The sequence below is a fragment of the Aquabacterium sp. genome (genome assembly GCF_041915145.1).
Classification (GTDB): Bacteria; Pseudomonadota; Gammaproteobacteria; order Burkholderiales; family Burkholderiaceae_C; genus Aquabacterium.
Genome location: NZ_JAYSBZ010000004.1, coordinates 1 through 16954, shown reverse-complemented (window position 1 = coordinate 16954; position 16954 = coordinate 1). Strand labels below are relative to the sequence as shown.

Annotated in this window: 17 protein-coding genes; 13 read left to right on the top strand and 4 right to left on the bottom strand. The window is 68.9% G+C overall.

Annotated features, from left to right (window positions below):
* Positions 1-15: 15 nt before the first annotated feature.
* Both ACE3SS_RS01335 and tsaE read right to left on the bottom strand, forming a co-directional pair.
* Entirely contained in the window at positions 16-1467 is a 1452-nt protein-coding gene (locus tag ACE3SS_RS01335) for an N-acetylmuramoyl-L-alanine amidase (RefSeq protein WP_374590480.1), read from the bottom strand.
* Positions 1464-1940 (bottom strand): tRNA (adenosine(37)-N6)-threonylcarbamoyltransferase complex ATPase subunit type 1 TsaE, encoded by a 477-nt coding sequence (gene tsaE / locus ACE3SS_RS01330; protein ID WP_374590478.1) that lies wholly within the window; start codon positions 1938-1940, stop codon positions 1464-1466. Before tsaE ends, ACE3SS_RS01335 begins: the two co-directional genes overlap by 4 nt.
* Between tsaE and queG the strand changes: the two genes are divergently transcribed.
* From queG to ACE3SS_RS01310, 4 genes are all read left to right on the top strand, one after another.
* A complete protein-coding gene (gene queG, locus ACE3SS_RS01325; RefSeq protein ID WP_374590476.1) occupies positions 1935-3113 on the top strand; it encodes a tRNA epoxyqueuosine(34) reductase QueG in 1179 nt (392 codons plus the stop codon). The genes tsaE and queG overlap by 6 nt on opposite strands.
* Before the next feature lie 8 nt (positions 3114-3121).
* Positions 3122-3820, top strand: a complete 699-nt coding sequence (locus ACE3SS_RS01320) for a chalcone isomerase family protein (RefSeq protein ID WP_374590474.1) — start codon at positions 3122-3124, stop codon at positions 3818-3820.
* Positions 3817-4737, top strand: a complete 921-nt coding sequence (gene xerD / locus ACE3SS_RS01315) for a site-specific tyrosine recombinase XerD (RefSeq protein ID WP_374590472.1) — start codon at positions 3817-3819, stop codon at positions 4735-4737. The genes ACE3SS_RS01320 and xerD overlap by 4 nt, the downstream gene beginning before the upstream one ends.
* Positions 4738-4817: 80 nt before the next feature.
* Positions 4818-5429, top strand: a complete 612-nt coding sequence (locus tag ACE3SS_RS01310) for a MarC family protein (protein WP_374590470.1) — start codon at positions 4818-4820, stop codon at positions 5427-5429.
* Positions 5430-5456: 27 nt separating this feature from the next.
* Here the strand turns inward: ACE3SS_RS01310 and ACE3SS_RS01305 are convergent, their stop codons facing one another.
* Entirely contained in the window at positions 5457-5963 is a 507-nt protein-coding gene (locus ACE3SS_RS01305) for a hypothetical protein (protein ID WP_374590468.1), read from the bottom strand.
* A 27-nt stretch (positions 5964-5990) separates the two neighbouring features.
* Positions 5991-7616 carry a ShlB/FhaC/HecB family hemolysin secretion/activation protein gene (locus tag ACE3SS_RS01300; protein ID WP_374590466.1) on the bottom strand — a complete coding sequence of 542 codons (1626 nt, stop codon included), beginning with the start codon at positions 7614-7616 and terminating at the stop codon, positions 5991-5993.
* Positions 7617-7862: 246 nt separating this feature from the next.
* Between ACE3SS_RS01300 and ACE3SS_RS01295 the strand changes: the two genes are divergently transcribed.
* The 9 genes from ACE3SS_RS01295 to ACE3SS_RS01255 all read left to right on the top strand — a co-directional run.
* Positions 7863-8831, top strand: coding sequence for a hypothetical protein (locus ACE3SS_RS01295; RefSeq protein ID WP_374590464.1), 969 nt, complete (start codon positions 7863-7865; stop codon positions 8829-8831).
* Positions 8828-9454, top strand: a complete 627-nt coding sequence (locus tag ACE3SS_RS01290; RefSeq protein ID WP_374590462.1) for a PilN domain-containing protein — start codon at positions 8828-8830, stop codon at positions 9452-9454. Before ACE3SS_RS01295 ends, ACE3SS_RS01290 begins: the two co-directional genes overlap by 4 nt.
* The gene (locus ACE3SS_RS01285; protein WP_374590460.1) at positions 9451-10161 is read left to right on the top strand and encodes a hypothetical protein; all 711 of its coding nucleotides are present in this window, start codon (positions 9451-9453) and stop codon (positions 10159-10161) included. The genes ACE3SS_RS01290 and ACE3SS_RS01285 overlap by 4 nt, the downstream gene beginning before the upstream one ends.
* Positions 10146-10535 carry a hypothetical protein gene (locus tag ACE3SS_RS01280; protein ID WP_374590459.1) on the top strand — a complete coding sequence of 130 codons (390 nt, stop codon included), beginning with the start codon at positions 10146-10148 and terminating at the stop codon, positions 10533-10535. The genes ACE3SS_RS01285 and ACE3SS_RS01280 overlap by 16 nt, the downstream gene beginning before the upstream one ends.
* A gap of 47 nt (positions 10536-10582) precedes the next feature.
* Complete coding sequence (gene mshL, locus ACE3SS_RS01275) at positions 10583-12397, top strand: pilus (MSHA type) biogenesis protein MshL (RefSeq protein WP_374590457.1); 1815 nt, start codon at positions 10583-10585, stop codon at positions 12395-12397.
* Between the two features lie 3 nt (positions 12398-12400).
* Positions 12401-13270 (top strand): ExeA family protein, encoded by an 870-nt coding sequence (locus tag ACE3SS_RS01270; protein WP_374590455.1) that lies wholly within the window; start codon positions 12401-12403, stop codon positions 13268-13270.
* Entirely contained in the window at positions 13267-14388 is a 1122-nt protein-coding gene (locus tag ACE3SS_RS01265) for a tetratricopeptide repeat protein (protein WP_374590453.1), read from the top strand. Before ACE3SS_RS01270 ends, ACE3SS_RS01265 begins: the two co-directional genes overlap by 4 nt.
* An 11-nt stretch (positions 14389-14399) precedes the next feature.
* The gene (locus ACE3SS_RS01260; RefSeq protein WP_374590451.1) at positions 14400-16100 is read left to right on the top strand and encodes a GspE/PulE family protein; all 1701 of its coding nucleotides are present in this window, start codon (positions 14400-14402) and stop codon (positions 16098-16100) included.
* 29 nt (positions 16101-16129) lie between these two features.
* Positions 16130-16954 (top strand): type II secretion system F family protein (locus ACE3SS_RS01255; protein WP_374590449.1); only part of this gene is annotated, 825 nt, incomplete at its 3' end.

Here is a 16954-nt window from a genome sequence, read left to right as displayed (position 1 = left end):
GTGGACGTGGTGGGGTCAAACCGAGCGCTCGCGGCGCATCGGCGGGTGCTTGGCGAAGTAGTGCATCACGCCAGTCAGCAGGGCGTCGGCGATGCGATCTTGATAGTCCGAGTCGGCCAATTTGGCTTCTTCGTCGGGGTTCGAGATGAAGCCCGTTTCGACCAGGATGGACGGAATGTCGGGCGCCTTCAGCACCGCAAAACCCGCCTGCTCGACCTTGTCGCGGTGCAGCCGGCCCACCTTGCCCATGCGGCCCAGCACTTCGTTGCCGAGCTTGAGGCTGTCCTTGATCTGGGCGGTGGTGGACATGTCGAGCAGCGTGCGCAGCACGGCCTTGTCCTTGGCCTTGATGTTGACGCCGCCCACCAGGTCGGCGGCGTTTTCTTTTTGTGCCAGCCATTTGGCGGCCGCGCTGCTCGCGCCGCTGTCGGACAGCGCGAACACCGACGCGCCGCGTGCCTGGTGGTTCATGAAGGCATCGGCGTGGATGGACACGAACAGGTCGGCCTGCACATTGCGCGCCTTGGTGACGCGCTCGCGCAGCGGCACGAAAAAGTCGCTGTCGCGGGTGAGCAGCACGCGCACATTGGGGTGGGCTTCCAGCCGCTCGCGTAGGCGCTGGGCGATGCTCAGCACCACCTGCTTTTCTTGCAAGCCGGACGGGCCGATGGCGCCGGGGTCTTCGCCGCCGTGACCGGGGTCGAGGGTGACGATCATCAGCCGCTCGGTGCGCGGCTCGCGCGAGGCCGCGCTGTTGGCGGCCAGCTCGGGCGCCGACGCGGCCTTGGGGGCGGCGGACGCCGAGCCGCTCTTGTTGGACTTGGCAATGGCCGGCGCGCCGGGCTTGCGCGTGCCCAGGCCCCCGATGAACTCGCCCAGCGAATCATTCGGCGAGCCCGACGGGGCCTCGGCGACGGCACCGGCGCGGTCGTCGCCGCCCTCGGGCGCGGTCACCACCCCCGAGGCGGTGGATGCGCTGGACGGCGGCACCGGGCGGCGCGTGTTGTCGAGCGCGGCCATCGGGTCGGGGGCGTGGCGCGGGTAGAGGTCGAACACCAGCCGGTGCTGGTAGGCCGCCACGGGCTCGAGCGAGAAGACCTGCGGCTTGATCTCCTGCTTGAGGTCGATCACCAGCCGCACCACCTTGGGCTGGTTCTGGCCCACGCGCACGCCGCCGATGAAGGGGTCGTCAGCGCGCACCTTGCCGACCAGGTCGCGCAAGGCCGGGCTGAGTTCGAGCCCGCTGATGTCGATGACGAGGCGCGGCGGGTTGTCGACCAGCGAGTGCTTGGCCACCAGTGGCGTGTCGGACTCCAGCGTGACGCGGGTGTAGTCGGTGGCCGGCCACACGCGCACGGCGACCAGCCCGGCGCCCCAGGCGAGGTCGCCGGCGCCCAGGCTCAGGGCAAGGGCGCCGGTGGTGCCCAGCCACTCGCGGCGGGTGAGGGGGCGCTTCGTCCAGCTCATGACAGCAGCTCCTGGCCACGCGGCGTGCAGGCGTCGAGCCGCACGCTGCGCTGGGTTTCGTGGCCGACTACCGGCGCGATGTGCAGGCGCAGGTCGGGCACGGGCAGCAGCTCGCCGGCCTGCTCGGGCCACTCGACGAGCTTGAGGCCGGGGCCGGCGAAGATGTCGCGAAAGCCCGCGTCTTCCCACTCGCGCGGGTCGTTGAAGCGATAGAAATCGAAATGCCAGGCGCGCACGCCGGGCGCCTCGTGCGGCTCCACCACCGCGTAAGACGGACTCTTGATGCGCCCGCTCACCCCCAGCGCGCGCAGCAGGTGGCGCGTGAAGGTGGTCTTGCCCGCGCCCAGCGTGCCGTGCAGCTCGATCAAGGCATCGCGCACCCCGGCGTGCCGGGCCAGACCCTGAGCCCAACGTTCACACGCGGCCTCGTCGGGCCAGGTGAGCGTGCGGGTTTCTAGAATGGGCGAATGCATGTGGATCGAAGCGAGCCGTTCAGCAAAGTCGATGACTCCGGCGTGAGCCGGGTAGACGGGGCGGCCCTGGTGCGCAATCTGCGAGCCTGGGCGAACGAGTTGGGATTTTCCCAAATCGGCGTGGCGGATGTCGATTTGGCCAGCGCCGAGCCCGGTTTGACGAGTTGGTTGTCGCGTGGATTCCACGGCAGCATGCATTACATGGCCTCGCACGGCCTCAAACGAGCCCGCCCGGCCGAGCTGGTGCCAGGCACGGTGCGCGTCATCACCGCCCGCATGGACTATCTGCCGCAAGCCTTGCCTGACCATCACGAGGGAGGCTGGCAGCAGATCGAATGGCAGCGCCTGGAGCAACCGATGGATGCCGCCGTGTCGCTCTACGCCCGGGGGCGGGACTATCACAAGGTCTTGCGCGCCCGGCTGCAAAAGCTGGCCGATCGGCTGGCCGAGTCCGTCGGGCCATTTGGCCACCGCGTCTTCACCGACTCGGCTCCGGTGCTTGAAGTCGAGCTCGCCAGCCGCAGCGGCCTGGGCTGGCGCGGCAAGCACACGCTGCTGCTGTCGCGCGAGGCCGGGTCGATGTTCTTCCTGGGCGAAATCTATGTGGACCTGGCCCTGCCGGTGAGCGAGCCGGAGCGCACGCATTGCGGCACCTGCACCGCCTGCATCGACGTCTGCCCCACGCAGGCCATCGTTGGCGAGCGCCTGCTCGACGCGCGGCGCTGCATCTCGTACCTGACCATCGAGCACGACGGCCCGATCCCGCCCGAGTTGCGCCCGCTGCTCGGCAACCGCATCTACGGCTGCGACGACTGCCAGCTCGTCTGCCCCTGGAACAAATTCGCCCGCCGCGCGACGCTGCCCGACTTCGATACCCGCGAGGTGTGGCACGCCCCCACGCTGCTGCAGCTCTGGGCGTGGGACGAAGCCACCTTCTTGCGCCACACCGAGGGCAGTCCGATCCGCCGTATCGGCATCGAGCGCTGGCGGCGCAACCTCGCGGTGGCGCTGGGCAACGCGCTGCGAGCCATCGACGACCCGGCCATCGCGGCCACCGTTGTTGCCGCCTTGCAGCAAGCGCTCGATGGCGCCTCGCCGTTGCTCGCCGAGCACGTGCATTGGGCCCTGGCACAGCGGCCTGGTGCGCCGGCTGCCGCATCGGCTGCTTCTTGAAAGACACCATGCAACCGATTCGACTTCGACTCACCCGGGCCTTGGGCGCCACCGCGCTGGCTGTGCTGCTCGGCACTCAAGCTTTGGCCCCGGCGCGCGCCGCCAGCATCGAGGGCCAGCACTACGACGACGCCATCACGCTGTCGCGCAGCCCGTTGCAGCTCAATGGCGTGGGCCTGCGCGGCGTGGCCTTCATCCGCGCCTTCGTGGTCGGGCTCTACGTCGAGCACCCCAGCAGCGAGCCGGCGAGCTTGATCGAGGCCACTGGCCCAAAGCGCCTGGCGATTCGCATGTTGATGGACGCACCAATCGAGGTGTTCGCCAATGCCATCACTCACGGTATGAACAAGAACACCACGCCCGAAGAGCAGGTTGCCATGGCCGACCGCGTGGCGCGTTTTCGGGCCAACGTGGTCGCCGTTGGTGAGGTGCATGTGGGTGATCGAATCGATCTGGACTATCTGCCCAAACGCGGGTTGGTGTTCAGCTTCAACGGACACGAGCGCGGCGCCGCCGTTCAAGGCGAGGATCTGTATCGCGCCCTCTTGAAAATCTTCATCGGCGAGCGCGCGGTCGACAAGAAACTGCGCCAGGCCCTGTTGGCTGGCGGCGTGAATCGCCCGTCTGAGCCCGTGGCGCCGGTTGCGATGGCTCCTGCTGAACCGTCAGCGTCCGCGCCAGCCGTGAGTCCGGCAGCATCCGAATGACCGAACCCGTGGATCAGGCCCGCGAAGCCAGCGCACGCAGCATTGATCGATTCATCGATGCGCTCTGGCTCGAAGAAGGCCTGAGCGCCAACACGCTGGCCGCCTACCGGCGCGACCTGGCCCTGCTGTGCGACTGGCTGGCGATCCAGGCCGGCAAGGCGCTTGACGCCACCACCGAGGCCGATTTGCGCGGCTACATGGCCGAGCGCCACGCGGGCTCGCGCGCCACCTCGGTCAATCGCCGGCTGAGCGTGTTCAAGCGCTACTTCCGCTGGGCGCTGCGCGAGGCGCGCATCACCGCCGACCCCACGCTCAAGCTCGAATCGCCGCGCTTGCCGCTGCGCCTGCCGTCGTCGCTCAGCGAGGCGCAGGTCGAGGCGCTGCTGCGCGCCCCCGATCTCGATACCCGGCTCGGTCTGCGCGACCGCGCCATGCTCGAGCTGATGTACGCCAGCGGCCTGCGCGTGAGCGAGCTGGTGGAGCTCAAGAGCATCCACGTCAGCTTGAGCGAGGGCGTGCTTCGCGTGACCGGCAAGGGCAGCAAGGAGCGCCTGGTGCCCTTTGGCGCCGAGGCGCACGACTGGTTGCAGCGCTATCTGGCCGAATCGCGCGGCGAGATCCTGGGCGGGCAGGGCAGCGATGCCCTGTTCGTGACCGTGCGCGGCGGGCCGATGACGCGGCAGATGTTCTGGCAGATCGTCAAGAAATACGCGGTGGCCGCGGGCGTCACGCAAAAGCTGTCGCCGCACACGCTGCGCCACGCCTTCGCCACGCACCTGCTCAACCACGGGGCCGACCTGCGAGCCGTGCAGATGCTGCTGGGCCACTCGGACATCTCGACCACGCAGATCTACACCCACGTGGCGCGCGAGCGGCTCAAGCAGCTGCACGCCCAGCATCACCCGCGCGGGGTGTGATCGATTTGGCGGAGGGCGCGAGGTGGCGCACCGCACTTTCCAGCGTAGGCAGTTGAGGGGCGCCGGCTCAGAATGAAGCCATGAGCCACAGCTTCTGGTCTGCCTTCATCTTGCTGCTGCTGGTGCTCGACCCCTTCGGCAGCCTGCCGGTGTTCATCGCGGTGATGCGCGGTGTGGAGCCGCATCGTCGCGCCAGGGTGGCGGTGCGCGAGGCCTGCATCGCCTTCGCGGTGCTGCTGGCCTTCATGCTGGCGGGGCATGGCTTCTTGCAGGTGATGCGGCTCACCGAGCGCTCGCTCGAAGTGGGCGGCGGCGTGATCCTGCTGATGGTGGCCATCCGCATGATCTTCTCGTCGGGCGGGCACATCTTTTCAGACGACGACGCGCAGGGCGTGGCGGGGCGCGAGCCGTTCATCTTTCCGCTGGCCGTGCCCTTGCTGGCCGGGCCGTCGGCCATGGCGACCGTGCTGCTGTTGGCGTCGCGCCAACCGGGTCAACTGATCGAGTGGGTGGGGGCGCTCACGGCCGCCGTGGGCGTGAGCCTGATCGCGCTGCTGGCTTGCGACCGCCTGCAGCGCTGGTTGGGCGAGCAGGTGGTCAACGCGATGGAAAAGCTGATGGGCCTGGTGCTCACGGCGATCGCCGTCGAGATGATCCTGGCCGGCTTGAAGCGCTACTTCGTGGGAGGCTGAGCTCCCACGCCGCAGCGCTGACGCTGCTTACTCGCAGGTCAGCTTGCCCGGGGCGGGCGTGCAGGTCTTGCTGCCTTGCGCCTTGCCGGCGCCTTCGGTGGTGGCCTTGCCGGCACCCACTTCGCCGATCACGCCCTTGCGCACGCGGCCCGACACGTCGGCCCCGCCGCTGTCTTGCGCGGTTTCGCTGGCGCAGTCGAGGCTGTGTGCCTTGGGCGTGCATTTGCCGGGCACGGTCAGCACGCGGCTGCCTTCGCCGATGGCGCGGCCGGATCCGACCTCGGTGATCAGGCCGCCGCGCACGCCGGGCAGCGGGCGCGGCTGCAGGGCGCTGCCTGCAGCAGTTGCGGCGCCCTGTCGAGCGCCGGTGGTCTGCTTGGTGATGACCGGGATGGTGACTGTTGTGTTACCGCCTTGCGCGCCGCTGGCCGGCGGGCCGGCGGTTTGCGCCTGCGCCGCAGCGCCCGAGAGTGCCAAGAGCGCGGCAGTGATCAGGGGGCGCAGGGATGGGTTGACGAGGGTGAAGCGAGTCATGGCAGAACCTTTTTCAGCTGAGGCCGCTTAGAACGGCTTGTTGAGCACGAGGCTGGCGCGAGGCTGGTGGTTGACCGGCTCGATGTCGGGGTGGCCCTGGGCGCGCCAGGCCAGGTCGAAGCGCAGCACGAATTCGCTCGGGCGCTCCCAGCTCAGGCCGAGGCCCACGGCGGACAGCGTGGTGGTGTTGACCAAGCCGGTGGGCAGCGGGTCGTGCGAGTACTTCGAGTGGCCCCAGTCGTAGAACGTGCGGAAGGCCAACTCGCGCGCAGCCCGCCCGAACCACGACTCGGGTGGCAGCAGGCGCAACTCGGCGCTCAGCAAGTGGGCGTCGTCGCCCGTGCCTTCAGACGGGCCGAAGGCGCGCACGCCATCCGCCCCACCCAGCGGCAGGCGTTCGGTGGCGTCGAGGTTGGCGTTGGTCAGCTGGCCCTTGTAGCGGGCGTAGAGCTGCAGGCGGCCGGGCAGGATGTTCTGCAGGCGCGAGGCGCCGAGGGTGAGCTTGCCGTAGCTGGGGCGCACGCCGTCGGGCGTGAGCGCGGGGTCGAAGCTCATGCGGCCTTGCGTCCAGGCGGCGTCGTAGGTGTTGATGCCGCCGCCCAGCAGGCCGTCGCGCAGGTCGCCCAGCACGCCGAGCTGCACGCCGGTGCTGCTCTTGCGGGTCGAGAAGTCGTCGAAATGATCGTCGAAGCGCTTGTAGTTGACGCTGGTCAGCCCGAACAGATTCAGGTTGCGCGAGCGGATCACCGGGTAGGTGCCGAACACGTTGGACGCCAGCGCGTGGCCGTGCAGGTCTTGATCGAAGAAGCTGTGATCGACCTGATAGCTCACGCCGGCCAGCGAGGCGCCGAGCTTGAGGCCCTGGGTGCCGACCGGCACGATGTAGCTCAGGCCGCCGTCGTACAAGCCGGTGCTGGTGGTCGTGCGGGCATGCAGCATCAGCGTGTCGCCCCAGCCCAGCGGGCTGGCGATGGCGGCTTGCACGCCCCAGCGGGTGATGCCGGTGTAGCGCGAGCCCAGGGTGTCGAATTCGGCGCTGCCGGCCACGCGGGCTTCGGCTTGCGGCGTCACCACGAGCGAAGCGGTGCCGGGCGTGCGGCCGGGTTCGATCTCGAAGCGGGTGTGCACGCCGGGCAGGTCGCCCAGCAGCAGCACGGCGCGCTCGACTTCGTCCACCCGCAGCACGCTGCCGGGCTTGAACGCGGCCAGGTGGGCCTCGATCACGTCGCGCTTGACGGGCAGGTCGTCCGACCAGTTGACCTTGACCTGGTCGAGCCGGCCTTCCAGAACCTGGATGCGAACGATGCCGTCTTTGGGGTTTTGCTCGGGCAGGTAGGCCATGCCCACGTAGTAGCCGAGGTCGCGCTGCAGATACAGGGTGACGGCCGCCACCGCGTTGCTCAGGTCCTCGAAGTGCCGGGCCTTGCCGGTGAACGGCGCGGTGACGGCGGCCAGCTTGTCGGCGGGCACGCCGGGCAGGCCGTCGATCTGGTAGGCGCGAACATCGAGCTCGATGTCGTCTTCAGGCTTGCCCAGCTCGCGGGGCGCGGCGGTGGCGCTGCCGGCAGGCTGCGCAGCCTGGGCCAGGCAATGGCCTTGGGCCAGCAGCAGGGCCAGCGTCAGGGCGGTCAGTGAAAAAGGGTGGGCGCGCACGGTGGTCACCTCGTGATTGGCTTCATGAATTCGGGCAGGGGATTTTGGCAGTCTAGCGCTGTCAACATCCATTTTCAGACGCGAAGACCTCCGGCACCCTGACGCAAGCCTTCTTGCGTGCGGCGCGGGCCCGTGACCGCCGGGTCGCAAGAGTGTGACGAATTGGCGGGTCGAACCTCGTCATTTTTGAGGTTAGCGGTCACTTGCGTCCTCCTAGACTGAAGCGAATTGTCTGGAGATGCGTCCATGCCATTTCGCATGATCTTTCCGCGCTGGCGGGTCAAACCGCGAGGTTCAAGTCACCTGGGGCTGGTGTTCGGCCCGGGGCGGCTGGCCGCGGCCGTCGTGCGTCTGAGCGGGCAAGGGCGCCCCAAGCTGATCGGCTATGAGTCGTTCACCGACGACCCGAGCCTGGAGTCGGTGCACAAGTGGTTGCGCCAGCGCGGCTTGCGCATCCACAGCGCCAACTTGCTGCTGCCGGGCGACGACTACCGCATGCTGTCGGTCGACACGCCCGCCGTGCCGGCTGCCGAGCGGGCCGCCGCAGTGCGCTGGCGCATCAAGGACATGATCGACTTCCCGGTCGAAGAGGCCTGTGTGGACTGCATCGTGGCGCCCGCGCCCAATGGCGAGGGCGAGGGCAACCATGCCTGGGCGGTGGTGGCGCAGCGCGCGCGGGTGCGCGACTGGATGCAGCGTGCCCGCAAGGCCCGCGTCGATCTCGATTCGATCGACATCCCTGAAATGGCGCTGCGCAACCTGCTGGTGATGGAGCCCACGCCCGCCGCCACGGCCCTGCTGCGGCTGAGCTCGACCGGCGGCGCGCTCGTGGTGGCGTGGCGCGGCGAGCTGTGCATGTTCCGCCGTTTCGACGATCTCAACGTGGCGCATTTCGTGCGCGCCGATCTGATGACGCGGCAGTCGCTGTTCGAGCGGTTGGCGCTCGAAATTCAACGCTCGGCGGATGCCTTCGAGCGCCAGTTCTACGGCACGGCCATCGAGCGGGTGTGGGTGGAGCAGTCGGTGCCCGACATGGACCTGGTGCAGCAACTCGCACCGCATGTGAGCCTGCGGCTGCACGCGTTCGACTTGGCTGAGCGGCTGGAGATCGACGCCCACGCGCATGGCCGAGGCGAACCCAGGCACAAGGTCAGCCTGCTGGCCGTGGGGGCCGCGCTGCGCAGCGTGATCGTCGCCCAGGAGGCCGCGGCATGACGCAGCAGATCAACCTGATCGACGCCACCGCGCAAGCGGGGCGCGACCCCTTCTCGGGGCGCAACATCGTTGTCGCGCTCGGGCTGGCGGCGCTGGCGCTGGTGGGGCAATACAGCTTCGAGCAATACCGCTGGCAGCGAGTGAGCGCGGCATCAGCCGCCGCCGAAACCGATGCCCAGGCCAGCTCGGCCAACGCCCAGCAGGTCAATGAGCAGCTCGCGCAGTTGCAAGCCCAGATCGCGGCCGACGACCAGTTGCGCCAGGCCGAGCAAGCCTTGCTCGATCCACCCAAGGACTGCGCGGCTCGCCTGCAGGCCCTGGTGTCGACCCTGCCGGGCTCGCTGTGGTTGCGGCAGGTGGAATTCTTCGGGGCCCGCAACGTGCGTATCGCCGGCAGCAGCCTGCGCAGCGCGGACGTGGCCGGCTACGTGCAGGCCCTGAGCGGGCAGACCGCCTTCTCGGGCTTGCCGGTGCGCGTGCTGAGCTTCGAGCGTCGCGAGGTGACCAAGGAATCCGACACCGCCGAGGGTAGCGACGGCGGCAAGCCGGCGATCACCTGGGCGGCATACGACTTCGAGGTATCGAGCCTCGACGCCAACAAGTCGGCAGGGGGGGCGCCATGATGAAGTGGCCTGCTGTCGAGCGCTTCGTCGAGCGATTCAATGTCTTGTCGCGGCGCGACCGTCTGGCCTTGCTGGCCGGCGGCCTGGCGTTGCTGGGCGCGGTCGAGTTTCAGCTCGTGCTGCCCTTGCACGACCGCCGCGTGGCCTCGGAGACGCAGCAAGGCCCCGAGCAGATGCAGGTCAAGGCCCAGCAGGCCGCGATCGAGGCCACCCAGGCCCGGCTCGACAAGCTGCGCGAAGAATGGGCGCAGCGGCAAAAGTCGCCCGTGCAGCATGCCCGGGCCGTGGCGCCCCAGGCCATGTTCGCCGAGCTGCGCCAGAACCTCGCGCTGGCTGGCGTGCAGGTGCAGGCGCTGCGCGCGTTGCCTGACGAAATCCCGGAGGCCCCCAAGCAGGACGCCGCCGCGGCAGCTCCGGCCGAGCCGGCGACGCCCGCCAGCGATGCCGCCGCGCCCGCCGATGCGGCCGCCAGCGACGCGGCCCAGCCCGCCAAGCCCGCGCCCACGCTCTACCGCCACCGCGCCGAGCTGCGCGTGAGCGGCGCCTTGGGCGACGTGCTGCGCGTGGTCAGCCAGATGGAGCGCGACGGTCAGTCGATGCGCCTGGAGCGCGTGCTGCTGAGCGGCACCGAAAAGGCCGATGGCCTGGTGGTGGCGACCTTCACCCTTGTGGCGATCAGCGAGGAGCAAGCATGGCTCGAAATGTGATCCGCTCTCTCGTGCTGATCTGCGCGGCCCAGCTCGCCTGCGGGCTGCCGGTGGCGCGCGCCATGGGGCCGCAAGCGCCGTTTGCCGCGCCCGACAGCGCGGCGCCCGAGCAAGCCTTGCTCGACGACGGCGCCGTCAACGTGCAAGGCCTGGCCGGCGTGCGCCTGGGCCACCAGGCCGGCGCGGTGATCGACGGCACCTGGGTGCCCAAGGGCCGCACGGTGCGGGGCGCCACGCTCGAAACCGTGACCCGCCGCCGTGTGACGCTGCGCTACCCCGACGGCCACACCGAATCGCTCGATCTGTTCCCGCCCACCAGCGCGGGCGCCGGTGCCGCGTCGGCATCCCGACCCAACGAGGCGCCCCCGAAATGAAGCTTCCGTCCTCTCGTCCTTTCACTCTCGACAAGGGAGCGCGCACCATGCACGCCACCGCCACCACCTTCGTCTCTTCGTCGTCGCTTGCTCGTCGCCCGCTGGGGCTGCTGGCTCTTGCCAGCTCGGTCGTACTGCTGTCGGCTTGCCAGACCGCGCCAAAGGACAAGCCGGAAACGCGCAACGCCATCGAGGCCGAAATGAAGGCGGCCGTCGAGCAACGCCGCGCCACCAAGGCGCCCGACAGCGTGATGCAGGCGCTGGTGCCGGGCGGCGCCCAGGGCAAGGCGTTGCCGCAGGCCGCGCGCCGCACCGAGCCGCGCTTCGACCTGGTGTTCAACAACGCCTCGATCAATCAGGTGTTCGAGGCCATCGCGGCCGGCTCGCGCTACAGCTTCGTCGTGCCGCCGGGCTTGACCAACAGCGTGGCCGTGAACCTGCGCGACGTGACCGCCGTCGAGGCGCTCGAAGTGCTGCGCGAGCTCTACGGCTTCGAGTACCGCGTGTCGGGCAACCGCATCTACGTGGAGCCCGCCGTGCTGCAGACGCGCATCTTCCAGGTGGCCTACCCGAGCGGCCGCCGCACGGGGTCGAGCGACACGCGGGTGATCTCGGGCTCGGTGTCGAACGTCACCAACAACACCACGGGCGGGGCATCGGGCACCACGTCCACCGGCACCCAATCGACCATCACCGAAGGCAGCCAGGTCACCACCGCCACCGATGCCGATTTCTGGAAGGAGCTGGACGCCTCGCTCAAGGCCATCGTCGGCACCGAAGCCGGCCGCCAGATCGTGCTGTCGCAGCACTCGGGCGTGCTGGTGGTGCGCGCCATGCCCAAGGAGCTGCGCGACGTCGAAGCCTTCCTGCGCTCGTCCAAGCTGTCGATCGAACGCCAGGTGATGCTGGAGGCCAAGATCGTCGAGGTGACGCTGAAAGAAGGCTACGAATCGGGCATCAACTGGGCGTCGCTCACGGGCTCGGGCAACCATCGCCTGTCGGTGGGGGCCGACCCCACTCGCATCAACGTGCCGGGCAGCATCGGTCGCCAATACGGCATTCAAGACGGCTCGGTCGTGACCACGGTGGACGCCAGCACCACCCCGGTCACCGTGATCCCGAGCACGCTCGGTCAGCTCGTCGGTACGCCGCTGAGCAATGCCACCGGCGGGGTGTTGGGCATGGCCTTCAGCACGGCCAACTTCTACGGGTTGCTGTCCTTCCTCGAAACCCAGGGGCAGGTGCACGTGCTGTCGTCGCCGCGCGTGGCGGCCATCAACAACCAGAAAGCCGTGCTGCGCGTGGGCACCGACGACTTCTTCGTCACCAACATTTCCACCACCACCACGAGTAGCGCGAGCGGCACCGTCACCACGCCGTCGATCACCGTGCAGCCCTTCTTCTCGGGCATCTCGCTCGACGTGACGCCGCAGATCGACGCCGAGGGCATGGTGACGATGCACGTGCGGCCCTCGGTGAGCAACGTGGTCGAGAAGGCGCACGTGGTCAACCTCGGCACGCTGGGCAACTTCAACCTGCCGCTGGCCTCGAGCACCGTGAACGAAACCGACACCGTGGTGCGCGTGCTCGACGGCAACATCGTGGCCATCGGTGGCCTGATGCAGCAGGAGCAGACCTCCGAGAAAGACCAGGTGCCGCTGGCGGGCGACGCTCCGGTAGTGGGCAACCTGTTCAAGCAGAACAGCCGCAGCATGAAGAAGAGCGAGCTGGTGTTCCTGATTAAGCCGACCGTGATCAAGACCGACAACGACTGGCGCGCCGACCTGGCCCGCACCGAACAGCGCATCGGCGGCCTGCAATTCGAGAACCACAGCGTCAACCAACGCCTGGGTGGGGAGTAAGCCATGTACCTCAAGCACTTCGGCCTGATCGAAAGCCCGTTCGGCCTGACGCCCGACCCCGATTTCGTCTACCTCGACGCCCAGCACCAGGCCGCGCTGCAGACGCTGCTGCTGGCGCTGGACAGCGGCGAGGGCTTCGTGAAGGTGACCGGCGAGGTGGGCACGGGCAAGACGCTGCTGTGCCGCCGCCTGATGGCCGCGCTGCCGGCCAACGTGGTGTCTGCCTACCTCTTCAACCCGCGCCTCGACCCGGCCGGCCTGCTGCGCGCCCTGGCGTGCGAGCTGGGTTTGCGCCCTGACGTGCATGACGGCGAGCACACGCTCTATCAGCTCATCGAAAGCGAGCTGCTGCAACTGGCGGCGCGCGGTCAGCGCGTGGTGGTGTGCGTGGACGAAGCCCATGCCTTGCCCCAGCGCAGCCTGGAGGCGCTGCGGCTGCTGTCGAACCTGGAGACGCGCAAGCGCAAGCTGATCCAGATCGCGCTGTTCGGCCAGACCGAGCTCGACGACATGCTGCGCACTCCCGCGCTGCGCTCGCTGGCCAGCCGCATCGCCTTTGGCGCGCAGCTGCAAGGCATGCCGTTCAACGACTTTCGCCGCTACCTGCACCACCGCATGACGGTGGCCGGCTGGCGCGGGCACCCGGTGTTTTCGATGGCCGCGGCCTCGCTGCTGTGGCGGGCCAGCAGTGGCGTGCCGCGCACGGCCAATCTGCTGGCGCATCAATGCCTGATGCTGGCCTACGGCCGGGGCGAGCACGAAGTGGGCGTGGGCGACGCGCTCGCCGTGTGGCGCGAACGTTGGCGCTTGTTGGGCGGCCCGGTGCACATCGGCGCGGCTCAGCTGGGCGCCCTGCAAGGAGAACGGCAATGAGCGTCATCAACCGCATGCTGCAAGACCTGGACGCGCGCGGCGCCGCGCAGCCCGACACCACGGCAGCCCCGGCCGCCAAGCGTGTTGACATCCCCGATCTGCCCTACCGGGTGCGAGCCCGGCAACGTCGCCGCCCCATGAGCTGGCGCGTCAAGGCCACCGCCATGCTGGCCTTGCTGGCGTGCGCCTATGCGGCCACGCCGCGCCACGCCATCGACGGCGGCTGGCAGCGCGTGAACCTCCAGCTCAGCGCCTTCTGGCACCCCGTGCCCGCCGAGCAGCCGGCGGCACGCCCCGTGGTGGTGGCGTCGGTGCAGCCGGCTCCCGCCGCGGTGGCCCCGGCTGCGGTCGAGACGCGTCGCAACGGCCTGGTCATGGACGGGGCCTTGTCGGCGCTCGCCGGGCCCGCGCGGGTTCGGCATATTCCGAAGGTGCCCGCCGCCCCGCCTGCTGCGCGTGCCGAGGTTTTGCCTGCCGCGGTGCCCGTGGGGGCCACCGCCGGCAACGAGCGCCGCTTCACGATGATCGACCCGCCCGCCGCGGGCGCCGCCACCAGCCCGGTGGCGCGCGCGGCCCAGGCCTATCACCGCGCACTCGACTTGTCTGACGAAGGGCGCGACACCGCCGCGCTCGAAGCCGCGCTCGACGCCTTGCGCATCGACCCGCAACACGGCGCGGCCCGTCGTCTGGCGGCCAGCCTGGCGCTCAACCTCAACCGCGTGGATCAGGCCGGCGCCTTGATCGACGAAGGCCTCAAGGCCAACCCCAACGATGCCGAGCTGCAATACCAGCGCGCCCGCGCTCTGGTGGTGAGCGGCCTCAACGAGCAGGCGCTGGCCGAGTTGCAAGGCCAGACCCGCCCCACGGCGGATGCGCTCGGCCTCAAGGCTGGCCTGCTGGCTCATGAGGGGCAATACCCGCAAGCCGCGCGAGCCTACGAGCTGGCGCTGCGCGAGCAGCCCAGCAATGCCACCTGGTGGCTGGGCCTGGGGGTGGCCTGCGATGCCCAGGGGCAGAGCGCCGCCGCGCGCAATGCGCTGAACCGGGCCCGCGCGCTGGGCACGCTGCGCCCCGATCTGCAGAACTGGGTCGAGCAAAAGCTCGCCACCATCAACTGAGGGCCGCCAACGTGAACACCCAGCCCCGCAAATTCCGCCTCGGCGAGGTGCTGGTTCAGCAAGGTCTGCTGAGCCTGCATCAGCTCGAACAGGCGCTGGCCGAACAAAAGCGCACGGGCCGCAAGCTGGGCCGCGTGCTGGCCGATCTGAATCTGGTCACCGACCAGGCCATCGGCCTGACCATCGCCGAGCAGATGAAGCTGCCCTTCCTCGATCTGGCGCGGCGCGAGCTCAAGCCCGAGCTGGTCAAGCGGCTGCCCGAGGCGCTGGCCCGGCGCCACCGCGCGCTGGTGATCGGCGAGCAGGACGACGGCCTGCTGGTGGCGTTCTCCGACCCGATGGACACCTTCGCGCTCGACGAAGTCACCCGCGCCCTGCACACGCAGGTGCACCTCGTGGTGGTGACCGAAAAGGCGCTGCTCGACGTGGTGGACCGCATCTACCAGCGCCGCGAGCAAGTCACCGGCCTGGCCAACGAAGTGGCGGCCGACCTGGGCCCCACGCTCGGCGGGCTGGAGCTGACGGTCGCCAACGAAGACGCCCCCATCGTCAAGCTGCTGGCGTCGATCTTCGAGGCCGCCTTGTCGCAGAACGCGTCGGACGTGCACGTCGAGCCGCAAGAAAAGCAGACCTCGATCCGCTTCCGCATCGACGGCATGCTGCATCAGCACAGCACCTACGACCCCAAGGTCAGCCAGGCCATCGTGCAGCGGCTCAAGCTGATGTCCAACCTCGACATTGCTGAAAAGCGCCTGCCGCAAGACGGCCGCTTTCAAACGGTGGTGGGGGGGCAGCCGGTCGATATCCGGATCTCGACCTTGCCGGTGCAATACGGCGAGTCGGTGGTGATGCGGCTGCTGGTGCAGACCAACCAGCGCATGCACCTCGATTCGCTCAACGTGCCGCCAGCCATCCTGGGCCGGCTGCGCACGGCGCTGGCGTCCACCTCGGGGCTGATTCTGGTCACCGGGCCCACCGGCTCGGGCAAGACAACCACGCTCTACGCCTCGCTGGCCGAGCGCAACGACCCCGAAACCAAGATCATCACGGTCGAAGATCCGGTCGAATACCGCCTGCCGGGCCTCAACCAGGTGCAGGTGCACGACAAGATCGATCTCACCTTCGCCCGCGTGCTGCGCTCGTGCCTGCGGCAAGACCCCGACGTGCTGCTGGTGGGCGAAATGCGCGACCAGGAAACCGCCGAGATCGGCCTGCGCGCCGCGCTCACCGGTCACCTGGTGCTCTCGACCCTGCACACCAACGACGCCGCCGGCGCTGCCCTGCGGCTGGCCGACATGGGCGTGCCGCCCTACATGGTGGCGCTGGGCTTGCGCCTCGTGCTGGCCCAGCGGCTGGTGCGTACCGTTTGCGAAAGCTGCAAGGCGCCCTACGAGCCCGCCGCGCACGAGCAGGAATGGATGGCGCCCGAGCTGGCCGCCGCCGGCCTCACGATGGGGCAGGGCACCTTCTTCAAGGGCGTGGGCTGCAACAGCTGCCACAACACGGGCTTCCGGGGCCGCACCGGCATTTACGAAATGATCGAGATGACGCCCGAGCTCACGCACGCGGCGTCCACCGGCAACCACACCGATTTCACCCGCATCGCCCACGAGCAGTTTGCGGCCTACACCCTCAAGCGCGACGCCTTGCGCCTGGCCATGGCCGGCAAGACCACCGTGGCCGAGGGCATGCGGGCCAGCACGCAGACTTGACCCACTCACCACGACCCTGACGCGCCACCATGCCGCAGTTCTCTTATTACGGCCGCAACGCCCGCAAGGAAGCCGTGCAAGGCATGCTCGAAGCATCGAGCACGGCCAACGTGGTGGACTGGCTGGCGCAAAGCGGCATCACCCCGGTGTCCATCACCGAGGTCAAGCAAGTGGCCGAGGCGTCCGACGTGCTCGGCAAGCTGCTGGGCAAGGACCGCATCGACGACGTCGAGCTGATGATGTTCACCCGCCAGCTCTACACGCTGAGCAAGGCCGGGGTGCCGATCATTCGGGCCTTTCGCAGCCTGGAGCAGTCGGCCGAGAGCAAGGGGCTCAAGCAGCTCTACAACGAGCTGGCCGCCGGGCTCGAAAGCGGCGTCGAGCTCTCGCAGACCATGGCCCGCCGCAGCGACGTGTTCGACACCTTCTATGTGTCGATGGTGCGCGTGGGCGAGACCACCGGCAGGCTCGAAGAGGTCTACATCGGCCTGTTCCATCACCTCGAATTCCAGCGCTACATGCGCGAGCAGGTGAAGTCGGCGCTGCGCTACCCCAGCTTCGTCATCATGGCCATGGTGGGCGCGATCGGCATCATCAACATTTTCGTGATCCCGGCCTTCGCCAAGGTGTTCGCCAGCCTGCATGCCGAGCTGCCGCTGATGACGCGCATCCTGCTCGGCACCTCGCAATTCACGCTCACCTGGTGGCCGGCCATCCTGGCGGGTGTCGTGCTGGCGGCCATCGGCTGGCACCTGTTCGTCGGCTCCGACTCGGGCCGCCTGGCGTGGGACCGCACCAAGCTGCGCCTGCCCATTGCCGGCGAGCTCATTCAAAAAGGCGTGCTGGCGCAAGCC

Coding starts and splice junctions, on each gene's coding strand:
- queG (WP_374590476.1), top strand. CDS start 1,935: ATGCATGTGGATCGAAGCGAGCCGTTCAGCAAAGTCGATGACTCCGGC.
- ACE3SS_RS01335 (WP_374590480.1), bottom strand. CDS start 1,467: ATGAGCTGGACGAAGCGCCCCCTCACCCGCCGCGAGTGGCTGGGCACC.
- ACE3SS_RS01295 (WP_374590464.1), top strand. CDS start 7,863: ATGCCATTTCGCATGATCTTTCCGCGCTGGCGGGTCAAACCGCGAGGT.
- ACE3SS_RS01280 (WP_374590459.1), top strand. CDS start 10,146: ATGGCTCGAAATGTGATCCGCTCTCTCGTGCTGATCTGCGCGGCCCAG.
- ACE3SS_RS01270 (WP_374590455.1), top strand. CDS start 12,401: ATGTACCTCAAGCACTTCGGCCTGATCGAAAGCCCGTTCGGCCTGACG.
- ACE3SS_RS01265 (WP_374590453.1), top strand. CDS start 13,267: ATGAGCGTCATCAACCGCATGCTGCAAGACCTGGACGCGCGCGGCGCC.
- tsaE (WP_374590478.1), bottom strand. CDS start 1,940: ATGCATTCGCCCATTCTAGAAACCCGCACGCTCACCTGGCCCGACGAG.
- ACE3SS_RS01305 (WP_374590468.1), bottom strand. CDS start 5,963: ATGACTCGCTTCACCCTCGTCAACCCATCCCTGCGCCCCCTGATCACT.
- ACE3SS_RS01320 (WP_374590474.1), top strand. CDS start 3,122: ATGCAACCGATTCGACTTCGACTCACCCGGGCCTTGGGCGCCACCGCG.
- ACE3SS_RS01290 (WP_374590462.1), top strand. CDS start 8,828: ATGACGCAGCAGATCAACCTGATCGACGCCACCGCGCAAGCGGGGCGC.
- mshL (WP_374590457.1), top strand. CDS start 10,583: ATGCACGCCACCGCCACCACCTTCGTCTCTTCGTCGTCGCTTGCTCGT.
- ACE3SS_RS01285 (WP_374590460.1), top strand. CDS start 9,451: ATGATGAAGTGGCCTGCTGTCGAGCGCTTCGTCGAGCGATTCAATGTC.
- ACE3SS_RS01310 (WP_374590470.1), top strand. CDS start 4,818: ATGAGCCACAGCTTCTGGTCTGCCTTCATCTTGCTGCTGCTGGTGCTC.
- xerD (WP_374590472.1), top strand. CDS start 3,817: ATGACCGAACCCGTGGATCAGGCCCGCGAAGCCAGCGCACGCAGCATT.